Genomic DNA, 16935 nt, shown 5'->3' with positions numbered 1-16935 from the left:
TTGCGATCAGTCTTCCGCTTCAACTTCGGCAAGCTCTTCCTCAGAGGGGCCACCGCGGCGTGATAGACGGTGAAAAGTAAGAACACTGAACGGGATGCTGGCAAGATAAAGCACTCCCATTAGGCCAAGCGTCGCCCATGTTTCCGTGACCATGAACCCGGCAAACAGAGCGATAAAAATCATCATTGGCAGGGCAAAATGCCTTGGTACGCGCAGCTTTTTTATCGAGAACGTAGGAACTTTACTGACCATCAAAAACGATACTGTCGCCAAAAATACGCCGACAATTAGGGGTGTATTAAAAACACCCGCTTCAAAATAAAACGAAAGGATCATCGGCAGGATCGCTAGCCCAGCCGCAGCTGGTGATGGTACACCGGTAAAATAGTTATGCGCCCAATTTGGAAGTCCTGGGTCACCGACCATTGTGTTAAAACGCGCCAAGCGCAAGACACAACAGACCGCAAACAGCAGGCATAGTGCCCACCCAATGGTGCCCGCCCCTTGCATCGCCCAAAGGTACAGCAGAATAGATGGTACCATGCCGAAGCTAATGGCATCTGATAAAGAGTCCAGTTCCGCTCCAAATTTAGTCGTACCGTGTAGTAAACGCGCGACTAATCCATCAATACCATCAAGAAAACAGGCAATCACCAAGGCAATAACTGCCCGTTCCCAGTCTTCAGAAATAGCGAAACGAATTGAGGTCAAGCCGCTGCATAATGCCAAAACGGTCAGTATGTTCGGAAACAGCTTATTAAATGGCAACGTCTTGTGATGCCGCGGATTATCTTTCTTCGCATTATCAGGCTGTTGAGGTTGCTCGGTCACTTAGCGGACCTCACCAAGTCGTTGCTCTTCTTTAGAGTTGGCGTCAGCGATGACAGTCTCTGCAGAAACCATTTTTTGGCCAATAGCGACAAGTGGATGGATTCCGGGCGGTAAGTAGACATCGACGCGACTGCCAAATCTAATTAAGCCGATGCGTTCACCGGTTTCCAGCTTTTGGTTGGCTTGAACATCACAACGTATGCGCCGCGCGACAAGGCCAGCAATTTGTACGACGGCAAACTCCTTCCCATCTTCGGTTTTGACGAGCAGGCACTGGCGCTCATTATCTTCACTCGCTTTATCTAGGGTGGCGTTTAAAAACAGGCCTGGGACATAAACTTCTTTTATGATTTCTCCCGCGATCGGCATGCGATTCACATGACAGTCAAATACACTCATAAAAACGCTCACACGCGTAAATGTCTTTTCCGCCAAATCGAGTTCAGGTGGCCCCGTCGTTTCTGTAATTGATTGAATGACGCCATCTGCCGGACTGATGATAAGGCCGTCGCGCGTAGGTGTGATCCGGTCAGGGTCGCGGAAAAAGTAAAAACACCATACGGTTAGACCCAGCCCAACAATTCCCAGCGGGGTCCATATGGCCCATAGAATGAGTGTCACGAGCGCAAATAAGGCCAAAAAACCTGGGCCTTCGGGGTGCAAAGGCGGAAACAAATAGTCTTTCCAAGTTATTTCGCGGCTGGTCATATGGCCATTCTCCGAGCGGTGCGTGCAATGTTGATTATCTTTACTTTAGGCAAGCTTAGCCGTTTTTCGAGATCGACTTCATATAAAGTCTATCACATTGAGTTTTATAGCCTGTCTTTGACGGGCAACGTAAAGACTTGGCCAGGATAAATGAGATCAGGGTCTTTGATCTGATCCTGATTCGCTTCATAGATCAGAGTAAACATAACACCCTCGCCATAAACCCGACGCGCGATGCGCCACAAACTATTACCTTTTACAACTGTAATAGCGCCAGATTGCATATTCGGATCAGGCGGTTGACGATTAAACGGCACTTCAACACGAGAGATCACAGTACCCTCTGAATCCAATTCATCGGCTCTTACGACGTGTTGGCCAGGCAAAGCGCGTTCCGTCGCTTCAATGCTCCAGTAACCTGTGCTATCGACCTGAACACGACCCGCAAACGTGTTATCCAAATAGACCTGTATTGTATTACCTGCCAGAGCTTGACCGCTCAAGAACAGCCGCCCTTCGTCATCGTAATCAACAGTTTCAACACTTAACTCAATCGGACTGACTTGGGCAGGTGCTTGTAGGACACGACTTGTCCCACCATCACGTGCCGTTTCTATAATGAGAATGTCGCCTTCTTGTTCCGGGATAGACATCACCACAACATTTTCAGAAAGCAAACTCTCTTGTCCGTCGCGGTCAACCTGAAGAGAAAGCTCATGCGTACCGGGTGACAACGATTGCGGTGGAATAAAAACCCATTCACCGCGACCATCGGCGACTATACGTCCAATCTCTGACTGACCATCTAGAATTATGACCGTCGCACCAGGGCCAGCACGGCCAGCCATGACTGTATTCCCCTGGGGGTCAATGCGCACCACATCAAAACTAGGGAGTATAGGGCCCGCAGAGGCTGCAGTATCAGCAGCAGATGATCCCGCGTTATCCTCAACGCCAAGACGTAACTGATCAGCACCGGGCGCAGGGGTGCCTGGATCTTCAAGCGTAAAATTCAATATGATGGCCGCTATTACGACAAGAACACCAATAATCGCAACCAGGAGTGGACGGTTCACAGTGCCTCTCAGCTTAGAAAACCCTTTCCTTTTAGTACGGGATTGCGTGGACTGAAGCAACGGGACACTTGGGGCAATCGCCCAAGTGTGAAGCGATTTTTCTTAGCGTCCCGACAGGAGAAACGCGATCACCGCTGAAAGCAAGACCGGCATCAGACACACGACCATTAGAGCCAAAGGATACAGCGCTGGCCGGAGTGCCACAGGCCCAAGCGGTAGGCGCTTGGTTGTGCCGTCGGCAAAAGGTACCAGAAAAAGGCAGAATAGAGCGATTATGGACGCTTCGGCAAATGGATCAGCCAGGGCCATGGCAAGGGCCAGAACTGTACCGCCGCAGCCCAAAATAACCGCCTGACTGACCGCCAAGGCCAAAACCCAAGACAAAATAAGATGCCCCGCGATGGCAGCAACCAAACAGTAAGCCGCCGCTGCAATTGCTCCTTCACCGGACATTTGGGCCACCAAGGCCAGTCCCAGAGCCAACATCACTGAAAAAATCAAGACCGACGGCCCTTCAAGACGCAGGGCCGTAAACCGCCAAAACAGGCCAAACCACATTAATAGATAGATAACGAGCCTCAGCCAGCCGCCAACCTCATCTGGTGGCGGCCCAAGCAAAGCGCCAGAAATAGTGGCCCAAACACTGCCAAAAGTGTAAATAGCGACCAAAATTGACGTAATTGAGCGTCGAGGCTGCACAAAATCCAACACCAAGCCAAAAAGAAAGCCACCAATAGCGATATGGATGACCCGGCTTAAGGGGTCATGCGGAACCCAAGGCGTCAACAATAGCCAATTCCAGGCAGCTGCAAAGCCAAACAGGATGCCAAGTCCTGCGAGGCGAGCACCATAATTTGGACCCGCGGCTAGGCGTAAAACGCCTCCTATCGCCAAGGCGACTCCAAACGGTATGAAGTATGGAAGCAGAGAACCTGTCAAAATTTATACAGTCCAAACCATACGGCTATGAATTGCCCCTAGGTCGTACCGTCCTTTATGATGCTGCTACAGCGAATAGCAGCCCGTCTCAAAGGCGGTCAAGCTTGGGGAAAGAGGGGAGCAAGAATGTCTGACACGGGACACCATAGAAATGGCCAGAAATGGACCGCAAAGGTCTGGGATATTTGGGTGCGATTGTTCCACTGGTTGCTCGTAGTAGCGATTCTGATGAGCTACCTCACCGGCGAGATTGGCGGGTTCGATTTCACCATGCCTGGGACCGACCGTTTTGTTTCAAATATGAACCTTCACATTTGGAGCGGCTTAACCATCTTGGGATTAGTCATCTTCAGGATCATTTGGGGGTTTACCGGATCATCCACAGCTCTGTTCAAAAACTTCATTGCCGGGCCATCCGTGATCATAAATTACGTTAAATCTGTATTTGGCGGGCCAGTAAAATTTTTCGCCGGCCATAACCCCGCTGGCGGCGCCGTCGTCATGATTATACTGCTGGCATTGATGGTACAGGCCAGCACCGGATTGTTCGCAAAGGATGAGTCCTTCTTCGCCACCAGTGGACCGCTGGCATTCTTGGTCAGTGAAGAGACAAGCAAAGAAATCACCAGCATCCATAAACTGTGGTGGGAGTATGCGGTGCTGATTTTGATCGTATTACACATCGCAGCCAATTTGTTTTACTGGCTCGTAAAGAAACAGGACTTGATCTGGGCAATGATAACAGGGCGGCGGAAGCTGCCTGACGGGGTTCAAGACCCGGACGTCAAATTTGCGCCTCTTTGGTTGGGGATCGTGATCGCCTTAGCCGCTGGTGTGATCGTCTTTCTGGTCAGTTCTGCAGAATCACTTTAGGCGTGCTGTACGCAAAGAAAAGCCGCCGGTCTGTATAGACCGGCGGCTGCTTCTGAAGGCTCTTGAATAAGTGGCTTATTTCTCGGTGCGATAGATGTCGTGACAAGACTTACAGGTGAACAAGCCGCTCATCATCGGTCCTGCTTCTGCCATTCCACCACTGCGTGCTGCGGCGGCGACTTTGCGTGCTGAGTCAGCAAGGGCTGCAAACCGCTGGTTAAAATCTTCTTTGTTTTCCCAAATGTTTGCAGCTGCGGTGCCACCTGGCAGATTTTCAGAAAAAGCCAGTTCTGCGGCGTCCGCTGCGGCGGCAATGCCGTCTGCGTGATAAGCAAGGTTATCAGAGAACGGCACTTTATTCTGAGCAATGGCACCGAGGGCCGCAGCGTGGGCACCCAACGATTTCATCAGATTCTGCCGGTAATCGATAAAATCCTTATCAGCAGCCTGTGCGGACGACAGTCCGAACGAAAAAGCAGCTGCAACCATCGCAACAGCAAGATGTTTTAACTTCATTCTAATTCTCCGGTTTGACCCTATTTCCTACTCCGGCGCTCAACCACATTAACTTCGCAGTAGATTATGCGCTGACATAAGCAGTACATAGTTCCTATATACCTGGCAACCCGAACCCAAAGCGCCCCATGAGCCTAGACCCCAACAAAAATATGGTTTTTAGCCTTTGCGTTTTTTGCGGCTCAAGAACTGGTATTGACCCTAATTATGTAAAGTTCGCCGCTGAACTTGGCGAAACTATGGCACGTGATCAGGTCCGGTTGGTTTATGGCGGTGGGGCCAGCGGCATGATGGGAGCCATCTCAAACGCCATGATACAAAATGAAGGTCAGGTAATTGGCGTTATTCCTAACTTTCTGACCAGCCAGGAAGGCACAAATCCATTTGCTAACATGATTGTTGTGCCAGATATGCACACTCGCAAGCGGACAATGTTTGAACACTCAGATGCGTTCTGTGTGTTACCGGGCGGTGTTGGCACTCTTGAAGAATTTCTGGAAATCGTGACCTGGCGGCAATTATCCGTGCACAACAAACCCGTCATTTTGGCCAATTGGAATGGGTATTGGGATCACTTCGTTACGCTCGGAAACACCATAGAATCCAGTGGGTTTGGCTACGGCCCAATGCAGGAACTTTATACCGTCGTCCATTCTGTGGCTGATATTATACCTACCGTTAGACGGGAATTGGCTAACCTCAAGCAAATTTCAGGCCCTGGGCATCCAGATTTGACCAAAACCTGAACTGTTGGGGTTGCGCCCAAACGCCCGGTTGCCCTAGTTTCCCGGCACTTGAATTCGGGCGATAGCCCAAAAGACCAAGCGGAAAAAGTCCGCCATTAAGGGAGCAGTCAGTGAACAAAATTAAAGTTAAGAATCCAATCGTCGAGTTGGACGGCGATGAGATGACCCGGATCATTTGGGAGTTTATTAAGAGCAAATTGATTCTCCCTTACCTCGACGTAGATCTCAAATACTTTGATCTCGGCGTTGAGGCCCGTGACGCCACGGATGACCAAATCACAATTGATGCCGCCAACGCGATCAAACAGCATGGTGTGGGCGTAAAATGCGCAACCATCACTCCCGACGAAGAGCGCGTTGAAGAGTTCAAACTCAAAAAAATGTGGCGTTCGCCAAACGGCACCATCCGCAACATCCTCGGTGGTACCGTTTTCAGAGAACCCATTATTTGTTCGAACGTCCCGCGGTATGTTCCGGGTTGGACCGACCCCATTGTCATCGGTCGCCACGCATTTGGAGACCAATACAGAGCGACAGACTTCAAGGTACCTGGTGCAGGAACCTTAACCATGACCTTCAAGCCAGAAGACGGCAGTGAGCCAGTTGAGTACCTAGTATACAAGTTCGAAGAAGCCGGCGTGGCAATGGGAATGTACAACCTTGATGAGTCCATCCGAGGATTCGCACGTGCCTGCATGAACTATGGCTTACTGCGGAACTATCCAGTGTACTTGTCGACCAAGAATACGATTATGAAAGCTTATGACGGTCGCTTCAAAGACCTGTTTCAGGAAGTCTTCGAAAAAGAATTCAAAGAAAAGTTTGATGCCAAAGGCATTACCTACGAGCACCGTCTGATTGATGACATGGTGGCCTGCGCCATGAAATGGTCAGGCGGATACGTTTGGGCGTGTAAAAACTATGACGGTGATGTTCAATCAGACACTGTGGCCCAAGGCTTTGGCTCACTTGGCTTGATGACATCAGTATTGATGACCCCAGACGGCAAAACTGTAGAAGCCGAGGCTGCGCATGGCACAGTGACTCGTCACTATCGCTTGCACCAACAAGGCAAAGAAACCTCCACAAACCCAATCGCCTCTATCTTCGCGTGGACGCAGGGTCTGAAGTATCGCGGTAAATTTGACGAAACACCTGATGTTGTCAAATTTGCAGAGACCCTGGAAAAGGTTTGTGTAGACGCAGTTGAGAAAGGTTTCATGACAAAAGACTTGGCGATTCTTATCGGTCCAGATCAGGCGTGGATGACAACCAACCAGTTCTTGGAAAAGCTTGATGAAATGCTCCAAGCTGAAATGAGCTAATGCTTTTATAAGGCAACGCGAAAACGGCATCGCCAATACTGGCGATGCCGTTTTTCTTTGCAAGAATCGTTAAAACTAAGCAGCTTGCGCTGTTGCTTTCAATTTTTCTTCATCAAGGTCATAGAAAAACAGAAGGCCAACAGCCGCCATAAGACATACTCCCGGTGCCACACCAATAGTTAAATATATTGCTGTGATGGCGCTTGCAGGTTGCTCAATAGCAGCCCCCGCCGTCCCAGAGACATACCCCATGCCCCCCAAGAGCACGCCCGTCAATGCTGGCCCTAGAGCATAGGCCATCTTTTCAGCCGTGGTGTATATGCCAGCAAAAACGCCCGCCCGCTCCAGTCCGGTCCGACGACGATCGTACTCAATGGTATCCGGCAACATAGACTGCCCAACAATCAGCATACCGGCAGCCGCAACACCGGTCCCAAAGGGGCGCAGCAATATAAGGAATAAAGATTCATCCGCCGTAGCGAGCAACCAAGAGAAGCCAGACAAAGCCAAGATGGAACAGGCAATCATTAACGTCCGTGGTTTTCCAATTTTTCTCGAAACTTTCAACCAGATTGGAATGGCAAGAAGGCCCGTGGCCGTGGACGTCATGAACATATAAGACAAAACAGTATCAGGTTGTTGAATGACTCGCTGCACGAAGTAGGCGAAGCCTCCAAATGAGAATGAGTTAGCTAACAACATGAAAAATTTGATGCCTAGAAGCTGCAAAAAGGGTTTGTTGTCAGCAACGGTTCGTAATTGATCAAAAAACTTCGGTGCTAGACCCGATGGGACATCATGAAAATGAGCCTTTGCTGTCATGCGGAAGCTGAGAATGCCCGCAACGACCACAACAGATGCCATCACCCAGCCAACAACAGCGTACCCCTCTCGTCCGCCACCGGCTGCGACAAGAATCACGGGCGAGAGAATCAATCCGATAATTTGAGCACAGTTGATAGCCACCACGCGCCACGACATGAGAAAAGACCGCTCGTGATAGTTCTGTGTCATCTCAGCCGGCATGGCCAAGTAAGGAACGTTAAATATCGTGTAGCCCGTTGAATACAACACCAGCGCCCCGAGCATGTACCAAGCTGCTGTTGAACCAACCACACCGGCCGGCGGGCCAAATATGGCGATAAGCGACGCACCGCAAACAATTCCACCAAAAATTAAATAAGGCCGGTGGCGCCCCCATCGTGTCCGCGTCCGGTCACTGATCGTTCCCATAAGAGGGTCGGTCATGGCGTCATAAATCTTGGAAACTGCGAAGATTGCCCCTGCGGTCACAGCAGCAATACCAAGCACATCAGTCATAAACCGCATCAGAAACACGTTCGTGATATTGAACATGATTGAGGGCACGAATGTGCCGATACCCCATCCTATCGCCACAACGAGTGGCAACTTTACATCTGTTCTAGAAATATCGACCATATCTTCGTCCCCTGTTTGGGTCAGTATGCATAAAAATTGCCGGTCCACCTAGTCAGCTGTCGATCTAACAAAGGCTATTCCTCGTAGAATGGATAAGGTCCTCTGACGGAGTTTAGCAATGTTTAGGCGTACATTTTTTACGGGATCACTTGCCCTTATTGCTTTACCCTCAAGTGCTGTGAACGCAAATCAAACACTACTGATAGATGATTTCTCTAGTGGAACCGGGGTAGCTCTCACTGGCAATCAATGGATGGGCTTTACCGATCAAGTGATGGGTGGGCGCAGCACAGCAACGTCGCGCCTGGATGAGATTGACGGTCGACCCTGCATCCGCTTGACCGGCACAGTGAATACCAAGGGAGGCGGCTTTATTCAGTTGGCCATCGACATGGGAGAACGGCGTAAGCCTTTCGACGGAAATCCGTATTCCGGCATTGAACTGGATGTTTATGGCAATGATGAAGAGTACAATTGTCATCTACGCACCACAGACATCAGATGGTATGAACAGTCATATCGTTCAACTTTTAGCGCTCCGCCAAAATGGACGACTGTGAAGCTGCCCTGGTCGGCCTTTGAACCTCATGCCATAGACAAGGGTCTTAACTTAAACGGGCTTTTGCGTCTGGGCATTTTGGGGTGGATGCGTGACTTCAAGGCTGACATTGCGGTCGGTCGCCTCGCCTTATTTTAACTGAGTTCACTCGTCGTGCCTGCTAGTCGCCCAGTTCGTTTTGCTCCGCCGCGAACACAGCTTTGGCGGCCATGACCTCTTCGTAAAGCGCAGCGGCATCACCACCAATTTTTTCTATAAGAGTGCGATGAATAGACAACCCTCTTTTTTGCCATTCGGCCCGTTCATTTTGCTTTGGTTCGATCACCGTTAATCCACGACTGCGCGCGGCCGCCAGATACGACTCATTTTTTTCGAGCACGAATGAACGATACCAAACAGCGTTTGGCACGGCATCTCGATAAACAAGTTGGTCTTCCCTCGGGAGGCTATCCCACCAAGATTTATTGGCGACAACGCCTGCTGTTGAATACGCGTGATGCGTTAAAGATAAATAAGGTGAGCGGCTTTCTAATCCCGCCAATGCAAAAATTTGTGTGCTCTGCTCCCCGCCTTCAACCAAGCCGGTCTGCATGGATGGGATGACATCACTAAGTGGAATCTGAATTACATCAGCCTTTAATGACCGAAAAAACATTAATGCTGAGTCATCAGCAGAAATCCGGAGTTTTCGCCTCGCCACATCTTCTGGCATATGAATAGGAAATGTTGCGTAGATATCCATCCACCCATCCATCATCCATGACAACAGAACCAAATCCTTATCCCTAAATTTGGCCACCAAGAACTCAAGCAAATAACGGTCGAGTACAAATGACGCTTCTTCTAGAGAGTCGAATAGAAATGGAGCCCTGAGCACGGCAAGTTCTGGGACGGCCAAACCGAGTGTCCCCGTTGATATGCCACCGACCTGGAGCCTATTACGGCGTAGACCTGCAAATTGAGTTTCTTCTGGGCCAGCCTCGCCTAATACCATCAGCGTGACATCCAGCCTCCCCCCACTTAACGTGCGCACAGCATCTTTGTACTGCTGCCAGTACACCTCTCCTGCCGTTCCTGGAGCCGCGAAACCGGCAATTTTCGGAGGGTCAGCGCAGGCTTGGCTCGAGACGAGCCCTCCTGCGGCAGACAGCATCAAAACCAATGCTACCGGTGCGTACCCAATAATTCGTGTGTAGAATGTAATCATAACCCCAGCAAACCACACAGAGTCGTGAAACGGTAGAGTCTTGGTGCAGGTTTATTACTCGGGCACTATGTTGATTACATATGGTTAAAATATGGGTTTAAAGCCCCCAAGATTACAAAGGTAAACCTTAATGCAAGATATGGTTCAAGACGTCGTCAAAGCGCGCTACGGAGCAGGCGCTCAAGAACGTGAGGAAGCCCTCTGTTGTCCTGTGGAATACGACCCAAAGTATTTGAAAGTCATTCCAGCCGAAGTCATTGAACGTGATTATGGCTGTGGTGATCCTTCTCAGTATATTCGTGAAGGTGAGACGGTGTTGGACCTTGGATCAGGCACAGGAAAAATTTGTTTTATCGCATCACAGGTTGTAGGCAAGAACGGCCAAGTTATTGGCATTGATATGACAGATGAAATGCTTGATGTCGCTCGCCGGAACGCCCCCATCGTGGCTGAGCACATTGGGTTTGGGAATGTCGAGTTTAGACGTGGGCACATTGAAGATCTCGCAACGGATGTTACGGCCTTAGACGCTATTCTTGCCTCGACGCCAATTTCCAATGCGGAGCAATTGGCTGATTTTGATGAGGCGCGCAGCCGGCAAAAGCGTGAGGCCCCCCTTGTTGACGACAACTCTATAGACGTCATTGTCTCCAACTGTGTTTTGAACTTAGTGGCTGACACCGATAAACCGGCTCTCTTTAAAGAAATGTTCCGGGTTCTTAAAAAGGGAGGGCGCATTGCCATATCAGATATCGTGTCTGACGAACTGTCACCAGTTCATCTCAAAAAAGATGACACGTTGTGGAGTGGCTGCATTTCTGGCGCACTTCAGGAACATGAATTTATCGCCTTGCTTGAGGACGTCGGGTTTTACGGCATAACCATAGACAAACGAGACGCCGAACCATGGCAAGTGGTTGAAGGTATTGAGTACCGCTCTGTGACTGTGCTGGCCTGGAAAGGTAAAGAAGGGCCCTGCTGGGAGAAGAATCAGGCCGTTATGTATAAGGGCCCCTTCTCCAGCGTTGCGGATGACGACGGGCACGCCTACATCCGCGGAAAACCGATGGCCGTATGTGAGAAAACATACAAAATTTTGACATCTGAGCCCTATCTATCGCATTTCCATGCCATCCCCGCTCAAGTCGAAGTGACCGATCAGGTACCCTTCGATTGTTCACGAGATGCAGTTAGAGCACCATCAGAAACCAAAGCGGGTGTGACACCAGAAACGCGCGTCAACGACGCTTCCTGTTGCGACCCTTCGACGGATTGCTGTTAGATCAAATTTAAACTGAAACCACCTTATCCACTGGTCGAGTCCTCCTCATATTGGTTATAGTAATGAGACAAATCCGCTGATTCTGATAAAGGAGCCTTGCTATGGTGCGTAACCCAGAACACGAAATGCTGTCCCCCCCGACTCATGATGAACGGTTACGCCAGCAGTTTGTCTTCTCGCTCAAAAGGCACATCGGCACAAAAGTGCGACCTGGAAACCGCACGATTTTTGAGAAAGTGGCAAAGCCTGCTTTTGAAAAAAAAGAAGGTCGCCTGCCAGAAACGACATCAGAGATCGGGGCCACCATGTGGCAACAACCGGGGTATCAATTGTTCTCTGCACTCAACAGATCGGCCCAGGAGATGATGTGGGACTCGGTCGCTGATCCTATATACCGTAATCGTGAACGCCTCTCCGAAACCTACGACAAATTACATAATCGCAATGATCGCAAGGGGTCATTGGAATTGTCGCCGGGCTTCGAGGTCCCGCGCGGCATCGCCAGCATTGATATACACTTGCAGCCTGGAGGATACGCCATCGACTATGGCGATAATGACGTTCTTGCCGGTGCTTTTTATGAGGGCGGTGGCAATCTCTATTCCATGTCCGGTGGTATAGGCACACGGGAAAGCAAAGCCGAAGTGATTATGCGCTTCATCAAAGAGCGCTACCCTAATTTCACGCCGACAAAAATCTTGGACTTCGCCTGCTCTGCAGGGTCTTCATCTACGCCTTGGGCTTTGGCGTTTCCAGAGGCGGAAGTGCATGCCATTGATGTGGGGGCCGCCATGCTGCGCTACGCCCATGGGCGCGCAGAAGCGCTCGGCGCTCCCGTACATTTTCACCAAATGGATGCCGGAAAAACTACTTTCGAAGACGAATCATTTGACCTCGTCGTTTCCCATAATGCAATGCATGAAATGTCGCAAAAAACGACAGAGAATATGTTTAAGGAAAGTTTCCGGCTCTTAAAGCCAGGTGGCATCGCCATCCACCAAGACGTGCCTCTGCGGTTCAGTGAACTGGATGCCTACACAGAGTTTGAATTCAGTTGGGATCAACAGAACAACAACGAGCCCTATTGGAGCACCTATGCCTCTAATGATCCTCATCAAATGTTCTTGGATGCCGGCTTTCCGGAAAAAGATGTCTGGTTCGGTAAATTTGAACAACTCGACAAGACGGTCAGTTGGTTCGTCAGTGCGGCGCAAAAGCCTAAAAAGTAGGTTTTTAAGTCAACGGCCAAGCCGCCCTCGACATCGTGCCCGCCATCGATGGTGCCACGCTTGGACTGTGTAGGCACCAATAACCGCCAGAGGTCGGCAGAACTGAGCTGACGAGATCGCCTATTCCCGGCGCTGCCCCACCTTCATAGCCCCGAGACACGAGGGAGGGGGAGATCCGAAGACCAGATTTACCAAGCAAACGGAAATGATTGAGGTTGTGTATTGAGGCTCCAATTAGTCGAAAATTTGAATATCCTTTAGGCGGCAAACATCTCTCTGCACGCCCTGGCACCACCCCTTAGACCACCGAGCCACAGAACGAGTGCCTAGCAGTTCAGTCTGAAGCCTGCTACAGACATATAGCCGTTTCTTTCTGAGGGGACCGAAATATGGCCGAAGCTACCCAGCAATCGTCGTCTGAGTATCCGAACCAACGCTACGCTTGGTATTGCATGAGCGTTATCGTATTCGCCTATTTCTTCGGTTTCATGGACCGAATCATTGTCGGCCTGCTTACTCCGGCGATTCAGAAAGACCTAGGGTTTTCAGATACACAGATGGGTGTCATTCAGGGCTTGGCCTTCGCCGTCTTTTACTCCCTTTTTGTTATTCCAATCGGATGGGCCGCTGACCGCTTCAGCCGGAAAAACATGCTCACCATTGGCACCGCCACGTGGAGCCTGTTCACCGCTGGCTGTGGTCTTGTCAGAAGCTTTGGCGGTCTTTTTGGCATGCGTGTGGGCGTCGGGATCGGTGAAGCAACACTGAATCCCTGCACGGCCTCTTTGATTGGGGATTATTTTGAGCCACGCAACAGACCCAAAGCATTTGGTTTTTATACTATGGCCACAGCGTTTGGCACCGGGTTGACCTATGTCTTTGGGGGCCTGCTCATTTCGTTCACCGGTGCTTTTGCCGACCAGGTGGCCATGTTTAATATGCCGCTGCTGGGTGAAATCCCAGCTTGGCAGGCTGTCTTCATTATCATCGGCTTGGCCGGACTTATTCCAGCCCTCTTGATGGCGCTGACCGTGCGAGAACCGAGTCGAAAAGAAATTGCCTTAGATAAAAGCGAAAAAGCGTCATGGCCCGAGATCTGGGCTTTTGCGAAAGAAAATAAAACCACACTGCTGTGTCATCACTTTGGTGTCGCATTCATCCTGATGGCCGTGTACGGCTGGGTGAACTGGCTGCCATCGTTATTTGAGCGTGTACATGGCTGGTCCGTGCCGCAATTCAGTGTCTGGTACGGCATATTTGGCGGTCTATTCGGCATTATCTCTGCAATTTCCAGCGGATACGTCACCAACTGGTTCAAAGACCGGGGCAACACGGACGGCGCGATGCGCACCGTACTATGGGGCGGCGCAGGTCTCACTATTGGAACGACCCTTGCCCCGCTAATGCCGACTCCTGAGCTTTGCCTTGCTCTCTTTGCGATGGCTGGTATTTTTTCGAACTGGCCCCCGGCTCAGGCACTTGCCGCCGTCAACGATATGACGCCAAATCAACTCCGGGGCGTCATCACTGGTGGCTATATTCTCGTTATCGGTATTGGCGGCGCTGGGGTTGGCCCCTTCGCTATGGGGTGGGTCACGGACAACGTGTTCGGGGATCCTCAGAAGATCAATCATAGCATGGCGCTGGTGACGGCTGTTATGGGTTCGCTGGGCACCCTGCTCATTGCCTATGGTTTAAAATCCTATCGGGACAGCCTTACCCGTGTCGACTGGATGACGGAAAGCAGCAAATAGACTTATAAAAGCCTACTCTGCCGCAAATTTAGCGCCGTCGGTGCCCCACCCTGCACCGCCTTTTACTGTCTGCACATAACCTTTGGGCAATCCAGCATCCGGGGTGAAGCCATACATCGCCTCGTCCGGCAACGCAGCAATGACGATCTCACGCACGGCGAGAAGTTTTTCGAGGTCAATGCCCGTTTTTAGCCCCATGCTATCGAGCAGGAACACCAAGTCTTCGGTGATGATGTTGCCGGACGCGCCGGGGGCAAATGGGCAGCCGCCCAGTCCGCCGAGGGAACTGTCCAAGGTATCCAACCCCACATCCAGGGCTGCCATAACGTTGGCCAGACCCTGACCCCGGGTGTTGTGAAAATGGATGCCCGTGAGTTTGTCACGTCCGACGGCACTCCAAATTGCCGTGATCATGTTCTTAACCTGAACAGGATTGGCGTAGCCGGTGGTATCGGCAAGCCCCACTTCATCACAGCCTAAGCCGATGAGTTTTTCAGCCATTTCCACAACTTTGGACTGCGGCACATGGCCCTCCAAAGTACATCCAAAAGCTGTCGACAATCCGCCCTCGAAATGGGGTTTTTGGTCATCCGGCAGGGTTTTGATCAGCGCGACAATCTTCTCAACCTCCTCCAGCACCTGGGCATGGGTTTTACGCAGATTGGCCTGGGAGTGCGTTTCAGACACGGAAAGCGGCAGGGTGATTTTATGCGCCCCGGCTTTGATGGCATTTTCAGCCCCTTTAAAATTGGGTACGAGGGCGGCAACCTGGAGGCCCGGAATGGTTCGGGCATAGGCGACAACTTCACCGGTGTCGGCCAGCTGGGGAAGCAACTTCGGCGGCACAAAAGAGCCAACTTCGATCTCGCGAACACCCGCGTCAGCCTCGGCTTTGATCCACGCTTTTTTGGCATCTGTCGACATAACTGATGCGACCGACTGCAACCCGTCGCGTGGCCCTACTTCACTGATGAGGATATCAATTCCGTTCATTACGTCCGTCATGGCTTTTCCTTTCTTATTCTCTGCCCTTGTTTAGGACATCCCGCCCTGCGCTGTCACCGGTTGGATTGACCCAAACGGGACTTTATAGAAAAGCCGTCAGGATTGGCGTACCGATACTTGCCGTGGGGTCTCTAGGATATATGATCAGACCCGACAGCAGTCCAGAGCTGGATCGGGCTGAAAACTGATAAGATATTGATTAAGAAGGATATTGTTGCATGTCGGACGCTCAGACTCTCCCCCTTTCAGGAACCAAAGTGGTTGAATTCACCCATATGGTGATGGGGCCTACGGTGGGGTGCATTCTCGCGGACCTCGGCGCAGATGTGATCAAAATTGAACCCCTCAAGGGTGACAACACCCGCCGCCTGAAAGGGTCCGGGTCTGGGTACTTCCCCATGTTCAATCGCAATAAACGGTCCATATGCCTCGACCTTAAAAATGAGACCGGCCATGGCGTCGCTCTCGACCTGATCAAGCAAGCCGATATTGTTATTGAAAACTTCCGCCCTGGCGCTATGGATAAACTTGGGTTTGGCTACGAGGCGCTTAAGAAGATCAATAAAGGACTCATTTACTGTTCAGAAAAAGGCTTCCTCGCCGGTCCCTATGAGCATCGGACGGCACTAGATGAAGTTGCCCAAATGATGGGTGGGTTGGCCTATATGACCGGACCCCCAGGACAGCCGTTACGGGCCGGCGCCTCTGTCATTGATATCACCGGCGGCATGTTTGGCGTTATTGGTGTGTTGTCTGCCTTGGTTAGCCGCAATCAAACCGGGGAAGGACAATATGTTGTCGCCAGTCTGTATGAAACAACAGTTTATTTGGTTGGCCAGCATATGGCGCAGTATGGCGTAACGGGAGCACCGGCCAATCCCATGCCGGCCCGCGTCTCAGCTTGGGCCATCTATGACGTGTTTGAAACCAAGGATGACGACAAGGTTTTTGTTGGTGTGGTGTCCGACACACAATGGAAAAACTTCTGCGAAGCCTTCGGATTAGATGACCTATGGGCCAAGGAAGAACTGAAGTTAAACAATGGCCGCGTTGATGCGCGCCCCTGGCTGAAGCCACAAATCGAAGAGTTGTTTAAGGGGTATACTAAGGCTGATTTGATGGAAAAGCTGGAAGCAACCGGTATGCCCTTCGCCCCCATTGCGAAGCCTCATGAGTTATTTGATGACCCGCACCTCAATGCTGGGAACGGCCTTTCAGAAGTAACGCTGACCGACGGCGACGGCGCCGGCCGCAAAATAAAACTACCGAACATGCCAGTCTCCATCGGTGGACAGCGTCTTGGGGTGCGCAGGGATTTACCGCGCGAGGGCCAGCACACCCGCGAGGTATTGAGAGAGCTTGGCCATGATGAGGCAAAAATCTCTCAAATGTTAGACGATGGCATTGCCGCCGGAGAGTGACTTCCGCCAGCTTTCAACGAACGG

At 50.9% G+C, this 16935-nt stretch carries 16 protein-coding genes; 8 read left to right on the top strand and 8 right to left on the bottom strand.

What is annotated here, in order from left to right:
• Positions 1-6: 6 nt before the first annotated feature.
• From pssA to RIC29_09145, 4 genes are all read right to left on the bottom strand, one after another.
• Positions 7-831: a CDP-diacylglycerol--serine O-phosphatidyltransferase gene (gene pssA, locus RIC29_09160; GenBank protein ID MEQ8735081.1), complete on the bottom strand. Its 825-nt coding sequence runs from the start codon at positions 829-831 to the stop codon at positions 7-9.
• On the bottom strand, positions 832-1539 hold the full coding sequence (locus RIC29_09155) for a phosphatidylserine decarboxylase (GenBank protein MEQ8735080.1): 708 nt from the start codon (positions 1537-1539) through the stop codon (positions 832-834).
• 104 nt (positions 1540-1643) lie between these two features.
• Positions 1644-2615: a LysM peptidoglycan-binding domain-containing protein gene (locus tag RIC29_09150; GenBank protein MEQ8735079.1), complete on the bottom strand. Its 972-nt coding sequence runs from the start codon at positions 2613-2615 to the stop codon at positions 1644-1646.
• Between the two features lie 102 nt (positions 2616-2717).
• Entirely contained in the window at positions 2718-3509 is a 792-nt protein-coding gene (locus tag RIC29_09145; protein ID MEQ8735078.1) for a hypothetical protein, read from the bottom strand.
• Between the two features lie 171 nt (positions 3510-3680).
• Here RIC29_09145 and RIC29_09140 point away from each other — a divergent pair, with 171 nt between their 5' ends.
• Positions 3681-4427, top strand: a complete 747-nt coding sequence (locus RIC29_09140; protein ID MEQ8735077.1) for a cytochrome b/b6 domain-containing protein — start codon at positions 3681-3683, stop codon at positions 4425-4427.
• Positions 4428-4502: 75 nt separating this feature from the next.
• On the opposite strand, the gene RIC29_09135 is transcribed toward RIC29_09140, so the two are convergent.
• On the bottom strand, positions 4503-4943 hold the full coding sequence (locus RIC29_09135) for a cytochrome c (GenBank protein ID MEQ8735076.1): 441 nt from the start codon (positions 4941-4943) through the stop codon (positions 4503-4505).
• Positions 4944-5071: 128 nt separating this feature from the next.
• Between RIC29_09135 and RIC29_09130 the strand changes: the two genes are divergently transcribed.
• Both RIC29_09130 and RIC29_09125 read left to right on the top strand, forming a co-directional pair.
• On the top strand, positions 5072-5689 hold the full coding sequence (locus tag RIC29_09130) for a TIGR00730 family Rossman fold protein (GenBank protein ID MEQ8735075.1): 618 nt from the start codon (positions 5072-5074) through the stop codon (positions 5687-5689).
• A gap of 110 nt (positions 5690-5799) precedes the next feature.
• A complete protein-coding gene (locus RIC29_09125; GenBank protein ID MEQ8735074.1) occupies positions 5800-7014 on the top strand; it encodes an NADP-dependent isocitrate dehydrogenase in 1215 nt (404 codons plus the stop codon).
• A 75-nt stretch (positions 7015-7089) separates the two neighbouring features.
• Here the strand turns inward: RIC29_09125 and RIC29_09120 are convergent, their stop codons facing one another.
• A complete protein-coding gene (locus tag RIC29_09120) occupies positions 7090-8454 on the bottom strand; it encodes an MFS transporter (protein ID MEQ8735073.1) in 1365 nt (454 codons plus the stop codon).
• Positions 8455-8572: 118 nt separating this feature from the next.
• On the opposite strand from RIC29_09120, the gene RIC29_09115 reads away from it, so the two are divergent.
• Complete coding sequence (locus tag RIC29_09115) at positions 8573-9151, top strand: CIA30 family protein (GenBank protein ID MEQ8735072.1); 579 nt, start codon at positions 8573-8575, stop codon at positions 9149-9151.
• Positions 9152-9173: 22 nt separating this feature from the next.
• On the opposite strand, the gene RIC29_09110 is transcribed toward RIC29_09115, so the two are convergent.
• On the bottom strand, positions 9174-10220 hold the full coding sequence (locus RIC29_09110; protein ID MEQ8735071.1) for a TRAP transporter substrate-binding protein: 1047 nt from the start codon (positions 10218-10220) through the stop codon (positions 9174-9176).
• Between the two features lie 130 nt (positions 10221-10350).
• On the opposite strand from RIC29_09110, the gene RIC29_09105 reads away from it, so the two are divergent.
• The 3 genes from RIC29_09105 to RIC29_09095 all read left to right on the top strand — a co-directional run bounded on the left by RIC29_09105 (position 10351) and on the right by RIC29_09095 (position 14485).
• Entirely contained in the window at positions 10351-11502 is a 1152-nt protein-coding gene (locus RIC29_09105) for a methyltransferase domain-containing protein (protein MEQ8735070.1), read from the top strand.
• A 101-nt stretch (positions 11503-11603) separates the two neighbouring features.
• The gene (locus RIC29_09100) at positions 11604-12731 is read left to right on the top strand and encodes a class I SAM-dependent methyltransferase (protein MEQ8735069.1); all 1128 of its coding nucleotides are present in this window, start codon (positions 11604-11606) and stop codon (positions 12729-12731) included.
• A 389-nt stretch (positions 12732-13120) separates the two neighbouring features.
• Entirely contained in the window at positions 13121-14485 is a 1365-nt protein-coding gene (locus tag RIC29_09095; protein ID MEQ8735068.1) for an MFS transporter, read from the top strand.
• A gap of 12 nt (positions 14486-14497) precedes the next feature.
• Here the strand turns inward: RIC29_09095 and RIC29_09090 are convergent, their stop codons facing one another.
• Positions 14498-15490, bottom strand: coding sequence for a hydroxymethylglutaryl-CoA lyase (locus RIC29_09090; GenBank protein ID MEQ8735067.1), 993 nt, complete (start codon positions 15488-15490; stop codon positions 14498-14500).
• Between the two features lie 218 nt (positions 15491-15708).
• Here RIC29_09090 and RIC29_09085 point away from each other — a divergent pair, with 218 nt between their 5' ends.
• Positions 15709-16911 (top strand): CaiB/BaiF CoA-transferase family protein, encoded by a 1203-nt coding sequence (locus tag RIC29_09085; GenBank protein ID MEQ8735066.1) that lies wholly within the window; start codon positions 15709-15711, stop codon positions 16909-16911.
• Positions 16912-16935 lie beyond the last annotated feature (24 nt).

It is taken from the genome of Rhodospirillaceae bacterium, from assembly GCA_040219235.1.
Classification (GTDB): Bacteria; Pseudomonadota; Alphaproteobacteria; order Rhodospirillales; family Rhodospirillaceae; genus WLXB01.
Note: the sequence above shows the minus strand (reverse complement) of the source record. Positions and strands in the feature narration are given on the sequence as shown.

Bases quoted from the DNA above. Each gene is read 5' to 3' on its own strand.
- RIC29_09100 (MEQ8735069.1), top strand. From the start codon at position 11,604: ATGGTGCGTAACCCAGAACACGAAATGCTGTCCCCCCCGACTCATGAT.
- RIC29_09130 (MEQ8735075.1), top strand. From the start codon at position 5,072: ATGAGCCTAGACCCCAACAAAAATATGGTTTTTAGCCTTTGCGTTTTT.
- RIC29_09140 (MEQ8735077.1), top strand. From the start codon at position 3,681: ATGTCTGACACGGGACACCATAGAAATGGCCAGAAATGGACCGCAAAG.
- RIC29_09105 (MEQ8735070.1), top strand. From the start codon at position 10,351: ATGCAAGATATGGTTCAAGACGTCGTCAAAGCGCGCTACGGAGCAGGC.
- RIC29_09155 (MEQ8735080.1), bottom strand. From the start codon at position 1,539: ATGACCAGCCGCGAAATAACTTGGAAAGACTATTTGTTTCCGCCTTTG.
- RIC29_09090 (MEQ8735067.1), bottom strand. From the start codon at position 15,490: ATGACGGACGTAATGAACGGAATTGATATCCTCATCAGTGAAGTAGGG.
- RIC29_09095 (MEQ8735068.1), top strand. From the start codon at position 13,121: ATGGCCGAAGCTACCCAGCAATCGTCGTCTGAGTATCCGAACCAACGC.
- RIC29_09120 (MEQ8735073.1), bottom strand. From the start codon at position 8,454: ATGGTCGATATTTCTAGAACAGATGTAAAGTTGCCACTCGTTGTGGCG.
- RIC29_09085 (MEQ8735066.1), top strand. From the start codon at position 15,709: ATGTCGGACGCTCAGACTCTCCCCCTTTCAGGAACCAAAGTGGTTGAA.
- RIC29_09110 (MEQ8735071.1), bottom strand. From the start codon at position 10,220: ATGATTACATTCTACACACGAATTATTGGGTACGCACCGGTAGCATTG.
- RIC29_09135 (MEQ8735076.1), bottom strand. From the start codon at position 4,943: ATGAAGTTAAAACATCTTGCTGTTGCGATGGTTGCAGCTGCTTTTTCG.
- RIC29_09115 (MEQ8735072.1), top strand. From the start codon at position 8,573: ATGTTTAGGCGTACATTTTTTACGGGATCACTTGCCCTTATTGCTTTA.